Source organism: Curtobacterium sp. SP.BCo (genome assembly GCF_051903265.1).
GTDB lineage: Bacteria > Actinomycetota > Actinomycetes > Actinomycetales > Microbacteriaceae > Curtobacterium.
This window is the reverse complement of the sequence record NZ_CP194337.1, coordinates 2,326,652-2,347,392: the sequence shown is the minus strand read 5'-3', so window position 1 is coordinate 2,347,392 and position 20,741 is coordinate 2,326,652. Positions and strand designations below refer to the sequence as shown.

Sequence of the window (20,741 nt, the reverse complement as noted above, 5' to 3'; positions counted from 1 at the left end):
GACCTCCGGAAGGACCCCATGACGATCGCACCCTCCGCCCCCGACGAGCTCGTCGTGACCGACCCGGTGCACGGCTCGGTCGCGTCCACCGTGCGCCGTGCCGCCGAGCAGGACGTCCGGGACGCCGTCGCCCGCGCCCGCGCGGCCGCGCCGCTGTGGGCCCGCACGGCCCCGGCCGAACGCGGTGCGTTGCTGCACGCGGCGGCGGAGCACGTCCGCGCCCACGCGCAGGAGCTGGCCGACCTGAACACCCGGGAGACCGGCAAGGTGCCCGGTGACGCCCTCGGCGGGGTCGAGGCCGGCGTCGGGACCCTGGTGCAGTACGCCGAGCTCGGCCCCGTGCACCGCGGCGAGGCCCTGCGCGGGTCGTTCGGGGCGGCCGACTGGTCCGTGCCGCACCCCCGGGGCGTGGTCCTCGCGCTGACGCCGTGGAACGACCCGGTGGCCGTGGCGTGCGGGATCCTCGGCGCCGCGATCGTCACGGGGAACACCGTGGTGCACAAGGGCAGCGAGCGATCTCCGGCGACGATCGCCCGGCTGAACGCCCTGCTCGCCGAGGTGCTGCCGGACGGGGTCCTGGTCGGCGTCGACGGCGACGGCGCCACCGGCGAACTGCTCCTGGCACAGGAGGGCATCGACGTGTACGCGCACGTCGGCTCGACCGCGACCGGTGACCGCCTGTCCGAGGTCGCCGTGCGGACCCGTGCCCACGTCGTCCGCGAGAACGGCGGCAACGACGCGGTGGTGGTGGACGCCGACGTCGACCCGGTGTGGGCGGCCGCCCAGGTGGCACTCGGTGCCTTCGCGAACACCGGCCAGATCTGCACGAGCGTCGAACGGGTCTACGTGCACCGCGACGTCGCCGAGGCGTTCACCGCCGCACTCGTCGCCGAGGCGTCCCAGCGGACCGCGTCCCCCGCAGCCGTGTTCGGTCCCCTGGTCGACGACCGCCTCCGCGACACCGTGCAGTCCCACGTCGACGACGCCGTCCGCGGTGGCGCGACGGTCGCCGTCGGTGGCGTCGTCCCGGACGGGCCGGGCTCGTTCTACCCGGCGACGGTGCTCACCGGCTGCACCGACGCCATGCTCGTCATGACCGAGGAGACCTTCGGACCGATCGCGCCGATCCGGGTCGTCGACGACTTCGACGAGGGGCTGCGCCTCGCCGCCGCCGACCGGTACGGTCTCGCCGCGACGGTCCTCACGAACGACACCGGTCACGCACTCCGTGCCGCCGCGGAGCTCCCCGTCGGCACGGTCAAGGTGAACGCGGTGTTCGGCGGTGCCCCCGGCGGCAGCGCGCAGCCGCGCGGTGCGTCCGGCGCCGGGTTCGGGTACGGGCCGCACCTGCTCGACGAGGTGACGACGACCACGGTGGTGCACCTCGAACCGGCACCGCCGGCCCCGGCGGCACCGCAGGCCCCACCGGCCCCGGCGGCACCGCAGATGCCGCAGACGCCGGCGGCCACGACCGACGGCGGTGTGCGGTGACCGTCGACGTCCGACTCGTCCGGGACCTCGTCGCCACGGTCGACGACCGTGAGCCGCTCGTCGTGGTCGTCGGCGACTGCATCCTCGACCGGTGGTCCGTCGGCGAGGCCGAGCGCGTCTCGCGCGAGGCACCGGCACCGGTGGTCCGCGTGACCGAGACCGTCGCCGTGCCGGGCGGCGCCGCCAACACCGCGGTGAACGCCCGAGCACTCGGCGCCCGCGTCCGGATGGTCGGCTTGATCGGCGACGACGACGCAGGCGACGTGCTCCGGCAGCGTCTCGAGGCGGCCGGTGTCGACACGTCGTTCCTGGTCGAGATCGCCGGCGCCCGCACCACGACGAAGTCCCGGGTCGTCGGCGGCGACCGGATCGTGGTCCGCGTCGACGAGCTCGCGGCCACCCCGACCGCCGACCACGGCACCCGCCTCGCCCGAGCCGTCGCCCGTGCCGTCCGGTGTGCCGACGCGGTGGTGGTCTGCGACTACGGGCTGGGCGTCGGGGCGTCCGACGTCGTCCCGGTGCTGGACGTCGACCGTCCGGGTGCCGTGGTCGTCGACGCGCACGACCTCACGCGGTGGGCGCCGCTCCGACCCGACCTGGTGACGCCGAACGCCGGTGAGGCCGCTGCGCTGCTCGGCCGCGACCTCGGGACCGGGCCGGACCGGGCCGACGTGGTCGTCGCCGCGCGGGCCGAACTGCTCCGGGTGACCGGTGCGTCGGCCGTCGTCGTCACCCTCGACCGCAACGGCACCGTCCTGCTCGAGGACGACCCCGCGCAGGACAGTGCCGACGGCTTCCGGACCCGGGCCGTCCCGGCCTCCGAACAGCAGGCCTCCGGCGCCGGCGACACCTTCTGCGCAGCGGCAGCCGTCGCGCTCGCCGTCCGCGCCCCGACCCGTGACGCCGTCTCGGTGGCACAGGCGGCCGCCGACGTCGTCGTCCGCGAAGCCGGCACCACGGTCTGCTCCGCCGCCGCGCTGCTCGAGTCCGTGACCGCACCTGCCGCGACGGTCGTGGACCACGACGAGCTCGCGGACGCGGTCGAGCGCGCACGCGGGGACGGACGTCGGGTGGTGTTCACGAACGGGTGCTTCGACGTGGTCCACCGTGGGCACACGACGTACCTGCGGCAGGCACGGGACCTCGGCGACCTGCTCGTCGTCGCGGTGAACGACGACGACTCGGTCCGCCGGCTGAAGGGCCCGGAGCGGCCGATCAACCCCGCCGAGGACCGTGCCGGCGTGCTGGCCGCGCTGGCGTGCGTCGACCTCGTCACGGTCTTCGCCACCGACACCCCGATCCCGCTCCTCGAACGGCTCCGGCCGGAGGTCTACGTGAAGGGCGGCGACTACTCGCCCGAGATGCTCAGCGAGACCGCGGTCGTGCGCGGCTACGGCGGCGAGGTCGTGATGGTCGACTACGTCCCCGAGCACTCCACGACGGCGGTCGTCCGGCGCATCCGCGCAGCGGCCCGCTCCGACGCGGACCAGGGCACCCCGGAGCCGGGTGGCGGTCCGGAAGTCATACCCGGGTAGGGGGTCGTCGAGACCCGCGCGGGATGGCAGCCGCCGGAGGACTCCGTAGCGTCGAACCCGTCGACGAGGTCCGTCGGCGGAGGGAGCCACCCCGTGTTCGACCAGATCACCCCGCTCGTCACCGAGCTGGCCGCGAGTCCGCTCGTGTACGTCGTGCTCTTCGCCCTGTGCCTCGTCGACGGCTTCTTCCCGCCCGTCCCGAGCGAGTCCGCCCTCGTCGCGGTCGCCGCCGTCGCTGCGACGTCCGGGCAGCCGGTGCTCGCCGCAGTGCTCGTGGTGGCCGCGCTCGGGGCGATCGCCGGCGACTCGATCGCGTACTGGCTCGGACGCCGGATCGGTCTCGCCCGGTTGGCCCGGTCGAAGCGTCCCCGGATCGCCGCGGCGTTCGCGTTCGCGGAACGGCAGATGCGGCGCCGGTCCGCCAGCCTCATCCTGATCGGCCGGTACATCCCGGTCGGTCGCGTCGCCGTGAACACCACGGCCGGGGCCACGCGGCTCCCCTACCGCCGGTTCCTGGCGATCAGCTCGCTCGCCGGACTGGCCTGGTCGGCGACGTCGATCGGGATCGCACTCGCCGCGTCGAGCGTCCTCCACGAGCCGGTCGTCGCCGCGCTCGTGTCGATGGTCATCGCCGCGGGCCTCGGCATCGCGGTGGACCGGGTGATCGGTAGAGTCAGCCGGAAGCGCGAGGCCCGTGCCGAGGTCGTCGCCGTCGCGACCGACACCGCCGACGCCACGGACACCCGCGCCGCCCGGAGCACCACCCGCATCGTCCCCACCGGAGAGATCGCCCGCCCGTGACCGCACCGCCGAACCGGATCCGGCCGTCCTGGGTGCTCATCGGCATCCGGGTCGGCCTCGTCGTCATCGCGGTCACGCTCTTCACGGTGGCCGCCCCGGTGACGTCGGTCCGCTACGGCGTCCCGGTCCCGCTGTCGATGCTCGTCTCCGCCGTGCTGTCGGTGAGCATCGGCCTCGCTCCCCTGTTCCCTCGCACGTCGTCGGTCGCGCACCTCGCGGGGCTCGCGGCACTGGGGCTCCTGACGTCGCCGGGCACCGTCGGCCCCTGGCCCGTCCCGGTCACCGGGATCATCGGGCTCAGCGTCCTGCTCGTCGTGCTCGGGGTCCGCTCGACCTGGCGGCTCACGACGACGGTGTGGGCGGCGTCGGCCGTGCTCGTCCTGCTGCTCGTCGCGGTGACGCCCGGGCGCTGGGGCCAGGCGGACGTGTGGGCCACCAGCTTCGTGGTCACCGCGGGCGACACGCTCATCCTCGCCGTGGCGGCGATCGTCATCGGGCAACGTCGGTCCATCCGCGAGGAGCTCGCCGCAGCACGCCGGGACGCCGAGCTCGAACAGGCCCGCCGTCGCTCGGTCGAGGACCGTGCCCGGATCGCCCGCGAGCTGCACGACGTCGTCGCGCACAGCATGTCGGTCGTGCACATGCAGGCCGAGTCCGCCCCGTACCGTGTCGCCGATCTCGCCCCGGAGGCGCGCGCCGAGTTCGCCGCCATCGCGGCGACCTCACGGACGGCGCTCCGCGAGATGCGGCAGCTCCTCGGCGCGCTCCGCGGGGACGCCGACGCGGAGCGCGCCCCGCAACCCCGTCTCGCGGACCTCCCCGCACTGGTACAGGCCACTCGCTCCGCCGGCATCCCGGTCGAGCTGCGGCTCGACGGGCACGACGACACCGACGACACCGACGACACCGTGGATCGCCTCACGCAGCTCACCGTCTACCGGGTGGTGCAGGAGGCGCTCGGCAACGTCGCCCGGCACGCGCCCGGCGCGGCCACCGTCGTGACGGTCGGGAGGCGCGGCTCGGCCCTCACGGTCGAGGTCGCCAACGCCGCGCCGCCAGCCGGCACCGTCCTCGCCGCGCCGCCCGACGACGGGGGCTTCGGGCTGGCCGGCATGCGGGAACGGGTCGCCGCGCTCGGCGGCACGATCGACCACGGGCCGGACCCCGACGGCGGGTTCCGTGTCGTGGTCGGCCTGACCGACCGTTCGCCGACCGCTGCCCGTGGACCGGCAGCCGACGGAGGAACCCGATGACGCGTGTGATGGTGGTCGACGACCAGCAGATGTTCCGCATGGGACTGCGGGCGATCCTCCAGGCGCAGGAGGACGTCGAGGTGGTGGGTGAGGCCGTGAACGGCGCCGAGGCGGTGGTCGAGGCGCTGCGGCTGCGCCCGGACGTCATCCTGATGGACGTCCGCATGCCCGAGCTCGACGGGATCGAGGCGACCCGGCGGATCACCGCGGCCCCGACGGAGCACCCCGTTCGCGTGGTGATGCTGACGACGTTCGACATCGACGACTACGTGTTCGATGCACTCCGGGCCGGCGCCAGCGGCTTCCTGCTCAAGGACGCCAGCGCCGACGAGCTCGTGCAGGCGGTGCGGACCGTGGCCGACGGCGACGCCCTGCTCGCGCCACGCGTGACCCGGCACCTCGTCGAGGCCTTCGTCGCGGGACCGCCGCCGGCCGCACCGCGCACCGAGGTGCTCGAGGTGCTCACGGAGCGCGAACGGGACGTGTTCCTGCTCGTCGCCCGCGGGCGGACGAACGGCGAGATCGCGACCGAGCTCTTCATCGCCGAGCAGACCGTGAAGACGCACGTCGGCCGGATCCTCGCGAAGCTGCAGCTCCGCGACCGGGTGCACGCCGTCGTGCTCGCCTACGAGACCGGCCTGGTGGCCCCGGCACCCTGAGCCCGATTCGCGCGTAGGAGGCAGGATTGGGCGGAGCAAGCCGAATCGCGCGGAGGAGGCAGGAACTTTCGACCTCCTACGCGCGGAACGACCTCCTCCGCGCGGAACGACCACACGCGTCAGCGGACGCGGACCTGCTTCGACGCCTGCTTGCCGGACTGCACGCCCGTGACGGTGACCGTGGACTTGCCGGCGGTCGCCTTCCACACCACCGAGGCGGCGCCGTCGATGACGTCCACCGTGCCGAGGTCCGTCGAGCCGACCGTGACCCGCATCTGGCGGTCGCCGGCGAACCGGGTGCCCGTGACCGTCACCCGCTGGTTCGGCCGGGGTGCCCCGACCGACAGCTCGATGCGCGCCCCGCGGGACAGCGCCGCGAGGTCGTCGTCGAGCCGCAGGCCGTCGCGGATCGTGGAGAAGGTGTCCGTCTGGTCGGAGAGCCCGACGACGTTCGCGGCACCAGGGCCGTACGCGGCGATCCGGACCTGCGTGCCGGTGTGCTGCTGCGAGCTGCCCGCACCGGCCGTGCCGTACGAGACCTTCATGGTGGTGCCGTCGGCCGTGCGGAGCGCCGTCGAGAGCGAGGTCGGCGGCGTGTTGTCGACGATCTGGCTGGAGTGGGCGTGGTCGGCGGTCGCGATGACGAGCGTGTTGCCGTCCTTCTCGGCGAAGGCCAGGGCGGACTGCACGGCCTCGTCGAAGTCGATCGTCTCGCCGATCTGCCCGCAGGCGTCCGCGGCGTGGTCCTGCTTGTCGATGCTGGCGCCCTCGACCTGCAGGAAGAAGCCCTTCCCGGAGTTCCCGCGGTCACGGTTCAGCAGGTCGATCGACTTGTTCGTGAGCGACTGCAGCGAGAGGCCGGTGGACAGGCGTGCCGCGTTCGGCGTGCACTGCACCGGTGCCTGGTCGGCCCCGCCGACCGTCGCCGTGGTGGGCGCGTACCGGGTCGGGAAGTTGCCCGGCGTGAAGAGTCCGAGGAGCGGCTTCGTCTGGTCCGCCCGACGGACCCCGGCGAGGCCGGCCGCGTCGGAGACGACCTGGTAGCCGCGGTCCTCGGCCTGGTCGACGAGCGTCTCGCCCTGCCACTGCCCGGCCTTGGCGGTCTGCTGGAAGCTCGCCGAACCGCCCCCGAGGGTGAGGTCCGGGCGCGCGTTCAGCAGCTGCTCGCTGATCGAGCCGAGCCCGCCGTTCTGCAGCGCGTCCGTGCCGCAGGAGGCGGTGTCCGGGCCGTAGCAGGAGCGGGCGCCGACGTGGGCGACCTGGACGGCCGGGGTGGCGTCCTGGATCTCGGCGGTGGAGACGTTGCCCGTCCGGAGACCGTTCGCCTTCGCGAGCTCGAGGAGGGTCTTCTGCTGGACGCCGTCCACGTCGACGGAGATCGCCCCGTCGTACGTCTTCGTGCCGGTGGCCCACGCGCTGCCCGAGGCGGCGGAGTCGGTCACGTAGTCCGGCTTGCCCTTGTCCGCACCGTCCTTCACGACCGAGTACGTCGTGTACGAGCCGGTGAGCGGGAGGGCGTCGAGGCCCGGCAGGCGGCCGGCCGCGCCGTACTGGTAGTTGCGCGCGATGGTGATCTCGGAGTCGCCCATGCCGTCGCCGATGAGCAGGATGACGTTCTTCGCGCCGGCCCGCTTGATCTCCCGCTGGAGCGAGCGGGTCTGGTCGCCCTGGTGGCGCTGGGCGCCGCCGTGCTGGCTGAGGGCGAGCTGGCCGACGGCCTCGGCGGTACCCGGCAGGGCGACCGCGCCGGCGATGAGCGCGGCGCCGAGTGCGAGCGCCGCACGTCGGCGGCGCTGCGGAGTGTGCTGCATTGCGTGTTCCCCTCGTCTGTGCCCCGAACGGGTGCCATCCGAGGATGGCTGTGCGTGGGTACAGGCGGGTGAACGTGGCGGGGCGGGCGCGTGAACGACTGGCGGGCCCGCGCCCGTCCGGCGGGTGGTCGCGACTACGCGGCCAGGTGGGCCTGCAGGAACCAGCGGTCCTTGGTGAGGCCGCGCTCGATCTCGATGACGACGTCCTGGCTGTTGAGGTCGACCTCGTCGAGGCCCTCGACGGCACGGCGGACCTGCAGCAGCGCCGCGTCGATCTCGGCGATGACCTCGGTGATCGTCACGTCGGAGTTCTGGAAGCCCTCGGAGAGCGGCGGGACGGTGGTGTTCGCGGCGACGGTCGCGATGCGCGAGTCGACCGGCAACCCGAGGGCCACGATGCGCTCCGCGGCGAGGTCGGCCCACTCCTGGGCGTGCTCGACGATGGTGTCGAGGAGTTCGTGGACGCCGACGAAGTTGCGGCCGCGGACGTGCCAGTGCGCCTGCTTGCCGTTCACGACGAGTGCCTCGAGGTCGATGACGACGGGGGCGAGGAACTGCGCGACCCCGGCTGCGAGCTCCGGCGTCGTCGAGAACGGGGACGTGGTGGGAGTGGTGCTCGTGGTGTTGGTCATGTCGTTTCCTCCTGCCTCGTGGCTACACCGGGCCGCTGGGCCTGTCCTGTCCAGCGACGTGCAACCGATGGTGACAACAGTGGCCGCTTCTCTTGCATGCCGCAAGGAAGCGAAGGCTGACCTCACTCGGTCAGCCGACGAGCGTGTCGAACCCCGCGTCGGTGAGTTCGATCTGCACGACGGACCGTGCGCGCTCGACCCAGGGGCTGTCGGCACATCCGATCCAGACCGTGGTCCGCGGCTCGCAGTCGGCGACGCACCACTCGGCGGCCCAGGCGGTGACGGCGTGCGCGAGCGCTTCGCCGTGGTCCGCGAAGACGAGGGGCGACACCGCGGAGACCCGGGCGCTCCGGAGCAGCCAGGTGACGGTCACCCGCGGGGGCGCCGGCAGCACGCGGACCTGCTCCGGCAGGGCCGCCTCGACGAAGACCTGGCCGTAGGCGTTGTCGGGCAGTTCCTCGAGCATGCGCGTGATCTCGGTGAGGTCGTCGACGTCGCCGGCGATGAGGATGCGTTCGCTGGGCTGTCGCCGGGTCCGTGCCATGCCCCCACGGTAAGGGAAGCCTTACCTCATCACAAGGGCGCGTCGGCGGTTCCACCGATACGCGCAGCCGGCACGCCGAGCTCGTGGGCGAGGAACGTCCACATCCACCGCAGCGCGACCGCGTTCGTCAGGTCGGGCACGCCCTGCGCGATCTGCGTCGCCACACCGTCGCTGTACGCCGCGAGCTTGAGCGCGACCACCTCGGCGGACTCCTCGGTGCGGAAGTGCCCGGCGTCGACGCCCCGGCGGACCACCCGGACCAGGCAGGCCTCCCACACCCGGATCCGCTCGGCGTACTCCGCGGCGACCTCGGGCCGCCGGACGACCGCCGTCCAGTAGTCCGACCAGATCCGCCAGTGCTCCCGGACCTGCTCGGTGTCCCCGAACAGCGGCTCGACGAGCATCCGGATCCCGGCGATCGGGTCCGGTTCCGCGTCCACCGCGGCCACGATCGCCCCGTAGAAGCGCTCGGTCTCCAGCACGACGACCTCGTTGAGGATCTCCGCGACACTGCCGAAGTGGTACGTCACGGTGCCGACGGAGACGTCCGCGGCCGCCGCGATGTCGCGCAGACCGGTCGCCCCGACCCCGCGCTGCGCGATGACCGCGCGGGCGGCGTCGACGATCATCGCGCGCCGGACCTCCGGCCGCTGCCGCACCCGGGTCGGACCGACGCCGCTCACGCCGAGGTCCTCGGGACGTCGTCGTCGAAGCGGTGCTCGGCGACGAGCACCTCCGGGGTGCCCGGCCCACCGTCTCGGGCCCAGGCGCGCACGGTGTTCCGGACGTGGAAGGCGTCGGCGTCCGCGGTCACCTCGGACGCGGTCTCGAGCCGCGCCGCCCACTCGGGCTTCGCGAGCCCGATCGCCCAGCGCGACGTGGCCACGGCCGAGCCCGGGTCGTCCGACCGGATGCGGTAGGTCTCGCGGGCGTCCTCGCTGAAGACGAGGCCGTCCGGGTAGACCCGTCCGCCGCCGTACCCGGGGTCGACGTCGAGCGTCCACTCCCCCGTCTCGACGTCCTGCGTGACGGTCCGCTGCGGGAGCACCTCGGTCGGCGCGACCCGTTCGATCACGAGCGGCTCGGCGCGCTCGGGCTGCTCGAACCGGACACCGTCGTCCGCGTCGCGCGTCCACACCGGCAGCTCGAGGTGCGAGGCCGACGGGTCGACGGTCACGGTCGGGGCGACCGCCTGCGGCCACACCCACGGCCAGTACGAGGTCGACACGGCGATGCGGAGCCGGTTCCCCGCGGCGAACCGGTGGCCGGTGGACACCAGCCGGACGGGCACCGACGCGGGGACGCCGGGCTCGAGGGGGTCGTTCCGGTCCGCGCCGGCGCGCTTGGCGGCGTTCAGGACCCCGCGGGTGACGAGCGTCGACGAGCCGTCCGGCGCGACGTCGCAGAGCCGTACGGTCAGGGTGGCACGGGGCTGGTCGCTCGTCACGGCGAGGTCGACGAGCACGTTCCCGAGCACGTCGAGCGGTTCGTCGAGCGGCAGGTCGAAGCAGACCGAACGACCGTCCTCGGCGCGCTGGTCCGGCGGCAGGTCGGTGGCGTTGCCGAACGGGAAGAACCGGCCCGCGTCGGCCCCGGTGTGCTGCGGCGACCGCACGACGACCGGGCCGTCCGCCCCGCCTCGCAGCGCACCGAGCGGGACCACCCGGTCATCGGTCGCGGACGACGGCCACGCCTCAGCGCCGACCCAGCGGCCCCGGCGCGACTCGTAGGACGTCGCCGGCAGCTCGCCCTCGTTGATCCAGGCGCGGAGTGCCGGATCCCGCTCGACACCGGTGTCGACCCCGCGCAGCCAGCGGTCCCACCAGCGCAGGGTCTCCTGCAGGAAGCCGATCGACGGCCCGGGAGCGAGCCCGCGGTCCGGGTACTGGTGCGACCACGGCCCGACGATGCCCCGCACCGGGGCGTCGACGTTCGCCACGAGCCGGAGCACGGCGTCGCGGTACGGATCGGCCCACCCGCCGACCGCGAGCACGGCGGCACCGATGTTCCCGTAGTCCTCGGCGGCGCTGCCGTGTCGCCAGTAGTCGTCGCGCTCCTGGTGCGACAGCCACACCGGCGTCATCGGGCGGTTGTGCTCGAGCCGGGCCGCCCACTGCGCGACCCAGTCCGCCCCCACGACCTCGGGCCGCGGCGGCCTGGAGTTGAAGGCGAACATCGTCGCGCCCCACGCCGCCATGTCGATGCCGAGCACCGCACCGCCGACGTAGTGCACGTCGTTGTCGTAGCGGTCGTCGGTCGAGCACACCGTGACGATCGCCTTGAGGGCGGCCGGAGCGCGTGCGGCGAGCTGCAGGGCGTTGAAGCCGCCCCACGAGATGCCGAACATCCCGACCGCCCCGGTGGACCACTCCTGCTCGGCGAGCCAGGCGATCACGGCCTCGCCGTCGCGGAGTTCCTGCTCGCTGTACTCGTCGTCGAAGAACCCGTCCGAGGACCCGGTCCCGCGGATGTCCACCCGCACCGAGGCGTACCCGTGCCGGGCGTACCAGGGGTGTCGCTCCGAGTCGCGCGGGGCGGTCCAGTCGTCCAGCCGGTACGGCAGGTACTCGAGCAGCACCGGGACGGGGCCGTCGTGCGAAACCGGCGACCAGATCCGGGTGTGCAGGCGGACGCCGTCGGGCATCGGGATCCACTCGTCGCGGACGCTCACGCCGTCGGGCAGCGCCGGGTCCGTCCCGAGCGCGGTGAATCCGGTCATGCGTCCTCCCAGTTCCGGGTCAGGTGTCCGTCGCCGCGGTCCGTCCAGCCCTCGGCGTGCCGCCAGCGGGGCACGCCGTCGCCGACGTCGGGCAGCTCGGTGCTGCCGGGTTCGAGCGTCGCGGCGAGCAACGTGGTCGTGTACGGGTGGTTCGGTCCACCGAAGACCCGCTCGGTCGGGCCGATCTCGACGATCCGGCCGCCGGTCATCACCGCGACGCGGTCGGCCACGCCGCGCACCACGGCGAGGTCGTGGCTGATGAACAGGCAGCTGAGCCCACGGGACCGCTGCAGGTCGGCGAGCAGCGTGAGGATCCCGGCCTGCACCTGCACGTCGAGGGCGGTGGTGATCTCGTCGGCGATGACCAGGCGCGGCTCGGCTGCCAGTGCCCGGGCGATCCCGACACGCTGCCGTTGCCCGCCGGACAGCTGCGCCGGCAGCCGGTCCGCGAACTCCGGACCGAGCCCGACCTGGGTGAGCAGCGCGCCGACCCGCTCCCGCGAGGCCGCGCCCGTGAACAGCTTGAGCGGCCGCGCGATCGCCGCGCCCACCGTGCGCCGCGGGTTCAGCGAGGTGTCGGCGTTCTGGAACACGAGCTGCACCGCACGGCGGAGCTCCGGGGACCGCCCGGCGATCGGCTCCCGCAGGTCGCCGCTCACCGTGCCGTCGTCGAACGAGAACGTGCCGGACTCGGCCGGCACCAGGCCGGCGAGGGCGGTCGCCAGCGTCGACTTGCCGCTGCCGGACTCCCCCACGACGGCGAGGGTCTCGCGCGGCGCGATGGTGAAGGAGACGCCGTCGACGGCGGCCGGCAGCCCCCGTCCGTAGCGGATCACCAGGTCGTCGGCGGTCACCACGGGACGGACGAGCGGGACGGGAGGAACGGTGCCGGTCGACCTGGAGGCGACCGTCTGCGGGACGGTCGCGTCCTCGGGCACGCGATCCGTTCCTCCCGGCCGTCGCCCGTCCGGCACCGCGGCCAGCAGGGCGCGCGTGTACTCGTGCTGCGGCGTCGCGAAGAGCGCCGCCGTGGCGGCGTGCTCGACGACCTCGCCGTTCCGCATCACTGCGATCTCGTCGGCCATCGCGGACACGACACCGAGGTCGTGGCTGACCAGGAGGACGGCCATCCCGAGCTCGCGGCCGAGGTCGGCGATGAGGTCGAGCACGGCCGCCTGTGTGACGACGTCGAGTGCGGTGGTCGGCTCGTCGAGCACCAGGACCCGGGGACGGGCTGCGACGGCCATCGCGATGGCGACACGCTGCTGCTGCCCGCCGGAGAGCTGGTGCGGGTAGCGGCGGACGATCGACTCCGGGGACGGCAGGCGGACGAGCCGGACGAGTTCGAGCACCCGTTCCGGGCCGTCGGGTTCGCCGTGCGCACGGAGGGCCTCGCGGATCTGCTCGCCGACGCGCATCGAGGGTGTCAGGGCCTGCCCGGCGTTCTGCGCGACGACGCTCGCGGTCCCGCCGCGCAAGGCACGGCGACCCGCCTCGGACAGCGCGAAGACGTCGTCGCCGTCGACCCGCACGGTGCCGCCCTCGACGGTCGAACCGGCGCGCAGGTGCGCGAGCAGGGTCCGGGCGACGGTGGACTTGCCGCTGCCGGACTCCCCGACGAGCCCGAGGGTGCGACCCGCGTCGATGGCGAACGAGACGCCGCGGACCACCGGTACGGAGCGCTTGCCCGCGGCGTAGGAGATCGCGAGGTCCTCGACCTGGACGGTGCTCATGCGCTGACTCCCTGCTTGGCGCGGTCGACGCCGAGCGACTTGCTCAGCCCGTCGGCCGCGAGGTTGAGGCCGACCACCAGCGTCGCCAGCGCCACGATCGGCGCGAGCGTCCCGAGCGGCACGACCGTCAAGGCGGTCCGGTTCTCCTGGACCATCAGGCCCCAGTCCGGGGTCGGCGGGTTCGCGCCGAACCCGAGGAACGACAGCGACGCCACGAGCAGCACGATCCACGAGGCCCGCATGGCGTACTCGACGAGCACGACGTCGAGGACGTTCGGGAGGATCTCCCGGAAGACGATCGACAGGGCGCGCTCCCCGCGGGCCCTGGCGGCCGTCACGTAGTCCTGCGTGATCACGGTCCTGGCGGCGCCGCGGACCACCCGGGTGACGGCCGGCGCGTAGACGATCGTCACGGCGAGCACGATCACCCAGAGCCCGGCGTCGAACACGGTCACGACGACGAGGAGCGCCAGGATCGACGGCACGCTGAGCAGCGCGTCCACGATCCGCATCACCACTTCGTCGAACCAGTTGTCCGCGTACGCCGTGACGCAGCCGAGGACCGTGCCGATGGCGACCGCGATCGTGGTCGCGAGGAACGTCACGAGCAGCGCGTAGCGGCCGCCGTTGAGGGTGCGGGAGAGGATGTCGCGGCCGTACTGGTCGGTGCCGAGCCAGTGCGTCCACGTCGGTCCGGCGAGCACGTCCCCGGCGTTCGTGGCGACGGGGTCGTGGCCGGCGATGACCGGCGCGAGGACGGCGAGGACGAGGTGCAGCGCGATCAGCCCGAGGCCGACGGCCAGCGCGGTGGAACCACGGAGCGGGGCGACGGCCGCGCCGATGACCGCTCGGGAGCGCGGGGCGAGGGCGGTCATGCTGCGGCCTTCCTGGTGGTGCGGGTCCGGGGCCGGACGCTCGTGCGGCGCTGCCGCGTGCGGAGCTTCGGGTCGAGGGCCAGGGCGACGAGGTCGGCCGCGAGGTTGCAGACGACGTAGATGAGCGCGCTGAGGAGGGCGATCGCCTCGATGGTCGGCAGGTCCCGGTTGAACACCGACTCGAGCATGAGCTTGCCCATCCCGGGGTAGTTGAAGACGTTCTCCACGACGACGACGCCACCGAGCAACCAGGCGACGTTCAGGGCCACCACGTTGAGCGTCGGCAGCAGCGCGCTCGGCACCGCGTGCTTCCACACCACCCGACGCATCGTCAGGCCCTTGAGCTCCGCCGTCGTGACGAACTCGGAGGCCATCACGTCGATCGTCGAGGACCGTGCGGTCCGCACGATGTACGCGGCCATCGCGAGCGTCAGCACGGTGATCGGCAGCCAGATCGTGGGCAGCAGCTCGCCGACGGTGGCGTCGCTGCCGCGCAGGACGACCGCGGGGAAGAGCGGCACGCCGATCGCGAACAGCAGCACGAGCACGGTGGCGACCATGAACTCGGGCACGCTCATCACGATCAGGCTGACGATCGAGATGACGCGGTCGGAGGCCCGCCCGCGCCGGACACCCGCGACGACCCCGAGGGTGAGCGACAGCGTGACGCCGACGACCATGGCGGGCACGGCGATGAGCATGCTGTTCCGGAAGGCGGTGAACAGCGTCGGCGCGACCGGCTCCCCGCTGACCAACGAGGTGCCGAAGTCGCCGTGCGCGGCACCGGCGAGCCACTGCAGGTACCGGAGCCAGACGTTCTGGTCGAGGCCGAGCGACTCCCGGAGCTGCTTGACCGCGTCGGGTGTGGCGTTCTGCCCGAGCAGCTGTTGCGCGACGTCGCCGGGCAACGCCTGCACGGCGAGGAACACGAAGAGCGACGCGAGGACCACCGTGAGCACGGCGATGCCGAGCCGGCGGAGGACGGGGACGAGGACGTTCATCGGCGCAGTCCGATCCGGAGGTAGTCGAACTCGAAGCCGTACTCCGAGTAGTTGACGACGTCGCGGGACAACCCGACCAGGCGGTCGCCGAACATCGGGGTCATGTCGGCGCCGTCCTCGACGACGAGCCGCTGGGCGTCCTGGTAGAGCGACAGCCGCTTGGCGTCGTCCATCTCCGCTCGGGCGTCGTCGAGCAGCCCGTCGAACCGCTCGTTCGACCAGGCGCTCTCGTTGTAGGACGAGCCGGTGCGGAAGATCTGGTTGAGCAGCTGGTCGATCGGTCGGCCGGTGAACCAGTAGCTCACCATGAGCGGCTTCTGCATCCAGATCTGCGTGTAGTACGAGTCCGAACTGGCGTTCTTCACCGTCAGACGGATGCCCGCGTCGGCGACGGCGTCCCGGTAGGCGACGGCCATCGGCGTGAACACCGACTCGTAGCTCGACGTGTAGATCGACGTCCGGAACCCCTCGACCCCGGCCGCCTGCAGGAGCGACTTCGCCTTGTCCGGGTCGTACTCGCGGTGGTCGTCGACGAAGGCGGCGAGCTGCGGTGGCACGGGGTTGTCCCACCCGGCCGACCCGGTGCCCTGCAGCGCGGTGTCGACGATCGTCCGTGGGTCGTACGCGAGCTTCATGGCCTGGCGGACGCGGGGGTCGCGGAACTCGTCCGAGGTGGCGAGCATCGGGATCGTGTACCACTGCGCGTTCTTCGAGCGGGCGATCGTCGCGCGGTCCGACGCCGCCACGACGCGTGCGGTGGCGAAGTCGAGGTTCGTCTGCGAGATGAGGTCGATCTGGCCCGCGAGCAGCGCGTTCACCCGGGCGGTGGTGTCCTGGATCGAGTAGAAGTCGATCCCGTCCAGCGCCGGGCGACCCGCGAAGTGGTCGTCGAACGCCTCGACGCTGCCGGCGCCGGCCGGGGTGAACGACGACAGCCGGAAGGGTCCGGTCCCGATGCCGCTGCGACCGATGTCCGCGATCGCACCGGCCGGCACGATGTAGCACTGGTAGGCGGTGAGGAGCGACGGGAACTCGGCGTTCGGCTTCGTCAACGCGAACCGCAGCGTGTAGGGGTCCACCGCCGTCATCGACCCGGCGTCCATCACCTCGCCGAGGACGCCGGCCTGTGGGCTGCCGGTCTTCTCGTCGAGGATGTGCCGGATGCTCGCGATCGCGTCGTCGGCGGAGAACCGGGAGCCGTCGTGGAACCGCACCCCGCGCCGGAGCCGGAAGGTCCACTCGGTGCCGTCGGCGTTCGCGGACCACTCCTCGGCCAGGTCCGGGACCGTGCGCCCCTGCTGGTCGAGTTTCACGAGCCGGTTGTAGAGCGCGCCGAGGTACTCGTAGGCCGACAGCGAGCTGGCGGAGTCGAGGGTCTCGGCGGCCGAGGCAGCGGGTCGGGCGATCCGGAGCCGGCCGCCGTTCCGGGCCGCGCCGGTGGCCGCGGCCTCGGGCAGCGCCACCGTGCCGGCGGACGCGCCGGAGCTGCATCCGGTCAGCGTGAGCAGGCCGAGGCCGGCGAGTCCGGCTGCGCCGGTCAGGAGCGCACGACGGCTCGGGCCGCGCGCGCTCCGGGGTTCGGGGACGATGGGTTGCATTCGGGGTGACCCCTCCTGGTAATCGTTCCGGTGAACGATAGAGGGGATCGGGACGACACCCAAGTCCCGCGGTCGTCGGCACCCGGGTCGGCCGGGCGGTCCCGATCCGCGCCTGCGTGCGGATCGAGGGCGTGGAGCCGCAGGGATCGGGTGGCGCAGAACGTTTACCAAGCCGTTACACGAGCACACCTCGGGCGGAGCAGGATCGGACCACCGGCACGCGAGCGAGGAGCACGGATGGCGACGTTCACCAGGGGCTTCGGCGGCCGACGGCACGACCGGGACGACTCGCGGATCCCGCCCGGGCAGACCCTCGTGCCGGACTGGCCGGTGCTCTCCGCCGGGGCCACCCCGGACATCGAGGCCGCCGACTGGAGCTTCTCGATCCGGACCGAGACCGACCTGCACACGTGGTCCTGGGACGAGGTGCAGGCGCTCGGCGTGGAGGACGTCACCGTCGACATCCACTGCGTGACGCACTGGACGAAGCTCGACATGCCCTGGCGCGGGGTCCCCCTCGACCGGCTCTTCGCCGACGTCGAGACCTCCCGCGAGTTCTGCATGGTGCACAGCTTCGGCGGCTACACCACGAACGTCCCGCTCGACGAACTGCTCGACGGGCGGTCCTGGATCGCCTTCGAGGCCGACGGCGCGCCGCTCGAGCCCGAGCACGGCGGACCCGCACGGCTGCTCGTCCCGCACCTCTACTTCTGGAAGAGCGCCAAGTGGGTGCGCGGGATCGTCATGCAGTCCGACGACGAACCGGGCTTCTGGGAGAACGCGGGGTACAACCTGCACGGCGATCCGTGGAAGGAGGAGCGGTACTGGTGACGCTCCCCGACACCGGTCTGGAGGCACGGGCCGGCGCCGTCACGCCGCCGCCGGCCCGCAGGCGGCCGGCCTGGCACGCCGCGACGGTCGCGTCCGTCTCCCCCGAGACCCCGAACGCCCGACGGATCGTGCTCGACGTCCCCGGGTGGCCGGGCAACGACCCCGGGCAGCACCTGGACCTCCGGCTCACCGCCGAGGACGGCTACCAAGCCACCCGCTCCTACTCGATCGCCTCGTCCGGGGACTCGACCTCGGTCGTCCTGGCCGTCGACCGGGTCGAGGACGGCGAGGTGTCCCCGTTCCTGGTCGACGCGGTCGAGGTCGGCGACGCCCTCGAGGTGCACGGTCCGCTCGGCGGCTGGTTCGTCTGGCGGCCGGGTGTGTCGCATCGCCCCGTGCAGTTGATCGCGGGCGGGTCGGGCGTCGTGCCGCTCGTCCCGATCGCCACAGCGGTCACCGGGTCCGACTACCCTGCGCCGGTGCGCCTGCTGTACGCCGTGCGCACCCCGGAGGACGTCTTCTTCCGCCCGGAGCTCGATCGGGCCGCCGCTGCCGGACTGGACGTGACGACGGTCCACAGCCGACGGGCCCCCGACCACGCCGTCGAGCCCGCCGGGCGATTGACCCGCGACGCCCTGGCCGCGGCGGTGTTCCCGCCGGACGCGGGTGCCCTCGTGTACGTGTGCGGTTCGACGCCCTTCGTCGAGCAGGTCCTCCGGTGGCTCGGCGAACTGGGCCACGACACCGCGGACGTCCGCGCCGAACGGTTCGGGGGCAGCTGATGGTCGTCCTCGACGGCAACGCACTCGCCGGCGTCCTCACCGACACGCTCGGTGCCGACCCCACGACCGTGGTCCTGCGGTGTGCGGGCTGCGGCACGCTCGGCGAGCTGGCCCGGACCCGTGTGCACGTCAGCCCGATGGGGTCCGTCGCACGCTGCCGGGGCTGCGACACCGTCCTCGTGACCGTCGTGGAGACGCCGGGGCGCCGGTGGGTCGGACTCCCCGGGACTCGAGCGGTGTCGACGGACTGAACGGAACCCACTCGTCGCCGCGTGTCGAGCAGTCGTGCGTGACGTGCGGGAATCGTGCGGGAAGCCGCACGCCCGGCATGTCGACCCATCCGCTCGCGGGTCCGCTCCGGATGCACCGATGGGGATCGTCCGGGCCACCCACCCGGTCGCCCCCTGACGGGCATCGTGGCCCTCGTGTCCGGTGGGCGCGGGTACCCGAAGCCTGCGCACACCGGACAGCCACGTCCGCCCGGACGACGAAGGCCCCGGTCTCTGACCGGGGCCTTCGTGTCGCTCGGTGTTCGTCGAGCAGTTCCGAGCGGATGACGAGATTCGAACTCGCGACCCTCACCTTGGCAAGGTGATGCGCTACCACTGCGCCACATCCGCGTACGAGAGCACTCTACCAGGCCGTGGGAGTTCGATCGGACCATGAGCTACGTCCACGACAACCCCGGCGGCACCGAAGCGCACGGCGCGGACCTCGTCGACGGCGACGAACCCGCGATCCGCATCCTCGTGCACGGCGACCTGCCGACGACGATCGAGCACGAGGGGCGCACCTGGCTCGCGACCGGCGAGAGCCACCAGGACGGTGACGACGAGGCGCCCCCGATCGCGGTCTACGAACCGGTGGACGAGCGGTGACCACAGCCCGTCCGAGCTGCCGCGCCGAGCGACCACACGCTCGGGCCGGCGTGCGCTAACGTCGGGAGCCACTGATCAGGGACGGTGGCACCACCGATGGACGACTTCGCCGCTGCGGCATCTTCGATGCAGGCAGCACCGGACGGCACTGACATGTGCCCGCCCTTCCTCGCGACCCTGCCGGTCACGAGCGTCGGCATCTCCACGCTCGGCGACCCGCTCGGCTCCGCCACCGTCTGCGCGAGCGACGCCCTCGCCGAGCGGATCGACGAGATCCAGCTCGACCTCGGTGAGGGACCCTGCTGGGAAGCACTGTCCACCCGGCGCCCCGTCCTCGAGGCCGACCTCGTCACCACGACCGGCGCGCGGTGGCCGGCCGCGCTCGACGAACTCCTGCGCGCCGGGGCACGAGCGGTCTTCTCCTTCCCGATGCACATCGGCACGATCCCCGTCGGCGCGGTCGACCTGTCCGTCGGTGAGGAGCGCTTCCTGACCCCGGGCCAGGTCCGCGGCGCACGGGCCCTCACCGAGGTGGCGGCGCGCCGGGTCCTCCGCGACGCACTGGCGGCAGCGGTCGGGGACGGATCCGCCGACCCGGAGCCCGGCCGGTACTCACGGCGCGAGGTGCACCAGGCGACCGGGATGGCCGCCGCGCAGCTCGGCATCAGCGTCGAGGACGCCCTGCTCGTCCTCCGCGCCCACGCCTTCGCCACCGAACGGACCGTCCGCGACGTCGCCGCGGACCTCATCGCACGCCGACTCGACCTCGCCTGGCCGGACGGTTCCGAGATCCAGGGAGACGCATGATGGCACCGAACCGCGAGCACCGGCTCGTCGACACCTTCGTCACGCTGACCGACACCCTCGTCGACGACTACGACGTCGTCGAACTCCTGCAGAACCTGGTGGACAGCGTCGTCGACATCTTCGACGCGTCGGCGGCAGGCATCCTGCTGGTGAACCAGGCCCAGGAACTCGAGGTCCTGGCGTCGTCGAACGAGCGGTCCTCGTTCCTCGGGCTGCTGCAGCTCGATGCCGGCGAGGGGCCGTGCGTGGAGTGCTTCGCCACCGGCCAGACCGTGTGGGCGCGTGACGCCGCCGAGATGGTGCGGCGGTGGCCGACCTTCGCCGCCGCGGCCGACGAGTCCGGGTTCGCCTCGGTGCACTCGATCCCGATGCGGCTCCGTGACACCACCCTCGGGTCCCTGAACCTGTTCCGCGAGACCGAGGGCGAGCTCAACCACGAGGACGCCCGGGCGGCGCAGGCACTGACCGACGTCGCGACGATCAGCATCCTCCAGCAGCGATCACTCGAGCACGCGACCCTCGCCCAGCAACAGCTGCAGCGCGCCCTGGACAGCCGCGTCGTCATCGAGCAGGCCAAGGGCTTCGTCGCGCAGACCCACCAGGTCGGGATGGAGGAGGCCTTCGGGGTGCTCCGCGGGTACGCCCGGTCCCACCACGAACGGCTCGCCGACGTCGCACGGGCCGTCGTGGAACGCCGCCTCGTCCTGCCGTGATCGGCACAGGCACCGGCGCGTAGCGTCGAGCGTGCAGGTAGCCCCGGTCCCTGGTTGCAGCAACAGCACCGGAACCAG

Annotated in this window: 20 protein-coding genes and 1 tRNA gene; 11 read left to right on the top strand and 10 right to left on the bottom strand. The window is 73.0% G+C overall.

Annotated features, from left to right (window positions below; all coding sequences use genetic code 11):
- The first annotated feature begins 18 nt into the window (after positions 1-18).
- The 5 genes from ACRQ4B_RS11215 to ACRQ4B_RS11195 all read left to right on the top strand — a co-directional run bounded on the left by ACRQ4B_RS11215 (position 19) and on the right by ACRQ4B_RS11195 (position 5,739).
- Positions 19-1,491 carry an aldehyde dehydrogenase family protein gene (locus ACRQ4B_RS11215; protein ID WP_439691524.1) on the top strand — a complete coding sequence of 491 codons (1,473 nt, stop codon included), beginning with the start codon at positions 19-21 and terminating at the stop codon, positions 1,489-1,491.
- Complete coding sequence (gene rfaE2 / locus ACRQ4B_RS11210; RefSeq protein WP_439691523.1) at positions 1,488-3,026, top strand: D-glycero-beta-D-manno-heptose 1-phosphate adenylyltransferase; 1,539 nt, start codon at positions 1,488-1,490, stop codon at positions 3,024-3,026. Before ACRQ4B_RS11215 ends, rfaE2 begins: the two co-directional genes overlap by 4 nt.
- A 93-nt stretch (positions 3,027-3,119) precedes the next feature.
- Positions 3,120-3,827: a DedA family protein gene (locus tag ACRQ4B_RS11205; protein ID WP_439691522.1), complete on the top strand. Its 708-nt coding sequence runs from the start codon at positions 3,120-3,122 to the stop codon at positions 3,825-3,827.
- A complete protein-coding gene (locus tag ACRQ4B_RS11200; protein WP_439691521.1) occupies positions 3,824-5,080 on the top strand; it encodes a sensor histidine kinase in 1,257 nt (418 codons plus the stop codon). Before ACRQ4B_RS11205 ends, ACRQ4B_RS11200 begins: the two co-directional genes overlap by 4 nt.
- Complete coding sequence (locus ACRQ4B_RS11195) at positions 5,077-5,739, top strand: response regulator (RefSeq protein WP_439691520.1); 663 nt, start codon at positions 5,077-5,079, stop codon at positions 5,737-5,739. The genes ACRQ4B_RS11200 and ACRQ4B_RS11195 overlap by 4 nt, the downstream gene beginning before the upstream one ends.
- 119 nt (positions 5,740-5,858) lie before the next feature.
- On the opposite strand, the gene phoA is transcribed toward ACRQ4B_RS11195, so the two are convergent.
- The 9 genes from phoA to ACRQ4B_RS11150 form a co-directional block, all read right to left on the bottom strand.
- Complete coding sequence (gene phoA, locus ACRQ4B_RS11190) at positions 5,859-7,550, bottom strand: alkaline phosphatase (RefSeq protein WP_439691519.1); 1,692 nt, start codon at positions 7,548-7,550, stop codon at positions 5,859-5,861.
- A gap of 134 nt (positions 7,551-7,684) precedes the next feature.
- Positions 7,685-8,182, bottom strand: a complete 498-nt coding sequence (locus tag ACRQ4B_RS11185; RefSeq protein ID WP_439691518.1) for a Dps family protein — start codon at positions 8,180-8,182, stop codon at positions 7,685-7,687.
- 130 nt (positions 8,183-8,312) lie between these two features.
- Entirely contained in the window at positions 8,313-8,726 is a 414-nt protein-coding gene (locus ACRQ4B_RS11180) for an SIP domain-containing protein (RefSeq protein ID WP_439691517.1), read from the bottom strand.
- Between the two features lie 29 nt (positions 8,727-8,755).
- Positions 8,756-9,409, bottom strand: coding sequence for a TetR/AcrR family transcriptional regulator (locus ACRQ4B_RS11175; protein WP_439691516.1), 654 nt, complete (start codon positions 9,407-9,409; stop codon positions 8,756-8,758).
- Positions 9,406-11,445, bottom strand: a complete 2,040-nt coding sequence (locus ACRQ4B_RS11170) for a CocE/NonD family hydrolase (protein ID WP_439691515.1) — start codon at positions 11,443-11,445, stop codon at positions 9,406-9,408. Before ACRQ4B_RS11170 ends, ACRQ4B_RS11175 begins: the two co-directional genes overlap by 4 nt.
- The gene (locus tag ACRQ4B_RS11165; protein WP_439691514.1) at positions 11,442-13,178 is read right to left on the bottom strand and encodes a dipeptide ABC transporter ATP-binding protein; all 1,737 of its coding nucleotides are present in this window, start codon (positions 13,176-13,178) and stop codon (positions 11,442-11,444) included. The genes ACRQ4B_RS11170 and ACRQ4B_RS11165 overlap by 4 nt, the downstream gene beginning before the upstream one ends.
- Positions 13,175-14,053 (bottom strand): ABC transporter permease, encoded by an 879-nt coding sequence (locus tag ACRQ4B_RS11160; protein ID WP_439691513.1) that lies wholly within the window; start codon positions 14,051-14,053, stop codon positions 13,175-13,177. The genes ACRQ4B_RS11165 and ACRQ4B_RS11160 overlap by 4 nt, the downstream gene beginning before the upstream one ends.
- Positions 14,050-15,054 (bottom strand): ABC transporter permease, encoded by a 1,005-nt coding sequence (locus ACRQ4B_RS11155; protein WP_439691512.1) that lies wholly within the window; start codon positions 15,052-15,054, stop codon positions 14,050-14,052. Before ACRQ4B_RS11155 ends, ACRQ4B_RS11160 begins: the two co-directional genes overlap by 4 nt.
- On the bottom strand, positions 15,051-16,652 hold the full coding sequence (locus ACRQ4B_RS11150) for an ABC transporter substrate-binding protein (protein WP_439691511.1): 1,602 nt from the start codon (positions 16,650-16,652) through the stop codon (positions 15,051-15,053). Before ACRQ4B_RS11150 ends, ACRQ4B_RS11155 begins: the two co-directional genes overlap by 4 nt.
- Before the next feature lie 237 nt (positions 16,653-16,889).
- Between ACRQ4B_RS11150 and ACRQ4B_RS11145 the strand changes: the two genes are divergently transcribed.
- From ACRQ4B_RS11145 to ACRQ4B_RS11135, 3 genes are read left to right on the top strand one after another with little or no spacing between them, the layout of a single operon-like run.
- On the top strand, positions 16,890-17,483 hold the full coding sequence (locus ACRQ4B_RS11145; RefSeq protein WP_439691510.1) for a molybdopterin-dependent oxidoreductase: 594 nt from the start codon (positions 16,890-16,892) through the stop codon (positions 17,481-17,483).
- A complete protein-coding gene (locus tag ACRQ4B_RS11140) occupies positions 17,480-18,265 on the top strand; it encodes an FAD-binding oxidoreductase (RefSeq protein ID WP_439691509.1) in 786 nt (261 codons plus the stop codon). Before ACRQ4B_RS11145 ends, ACRQ4B_RS11140 begins: the two co-directional genes overlap by 4 nt.
- Positions 18,265-18,516: a DUF6510 family protein gene (locus ACRQ4B_RS11135; protein WP_439691508.1), complete on the top strand. Its 252-nt coding sequence runs from the start codon at positions 18,265-18,267 to the stop codon at positions 18,514-18,516. The genes ACRQ4B_RS11140 and ACRQ4B_RS11135 overlap by 1 nt, the downstream gene beginning before the upstream one ends.
- A 297-nt stretch (positions 18,517-18,813) precedes the next feature.
- On the opposite strand, the gene ACRQ4B_RS11130 is transcribed toward ACRQ4B_RS11135, so the two are convergent.
- Positions 18,814-18,885 (bottom strand) — tRNA-Gly (locus tag ACRQ4B_RS11130).
- Between the two features lie 42 nt (positions 18,886-18,927).
- On the opposite strand from ACRQ4B_RS11130, the gene ACRQ4B_RS11125 reads away from it, so the two are divergent.
- The 3 genes from ACRQ4B_RS11125 to ACRQ4B_RS11115 all read left to right on the top strand — a co-directional run bounded on the left by ACRQ4B_RS11125 (position 18,928) and on the right by ACRQ4B_RS11115 (position 20,663).
- Positions 18,928-19,143 (top strand): hypothetical protein, encoded by a 216-nt coding sequence (locus tag ACRQ4B_RS11125; protein WP_439691507.1) that lies wholly within the window; start codon positions 18,928-18,930, stop codon positions 19,141-19,143.
- Between the two features lie 96 nt (positions 19,144-19,239).
- Positions 19,240-19,950: a GAF and ANTAR domain-containing protein gene (locus ACRQ4B_RS11120; protein ID WP_439691506.1), complete on the top strand. Its 711-nt coding sequence runs from the start codon at positions 19,240-19,242 to the stop codon at positions 19,948-19,950.
- Positions 19,947-20,663, top strand: a complete 717-nt coding sequence (locus tag ACRQ4B_RS11115) for an ANTAR domain-containing protein (protein ID WP_439691505.1) — start codon at positions 19,947-19,949, stop codon at positions 20,661-20,663. The genes ACRQ4B_RS11120 and ACRQ4B_RS11115 overlap by 4 nt, the downstream gene beginning before the upstream one ends.
- Positions 20,664-20,741 lie beyond the last annotated feature (78 nt).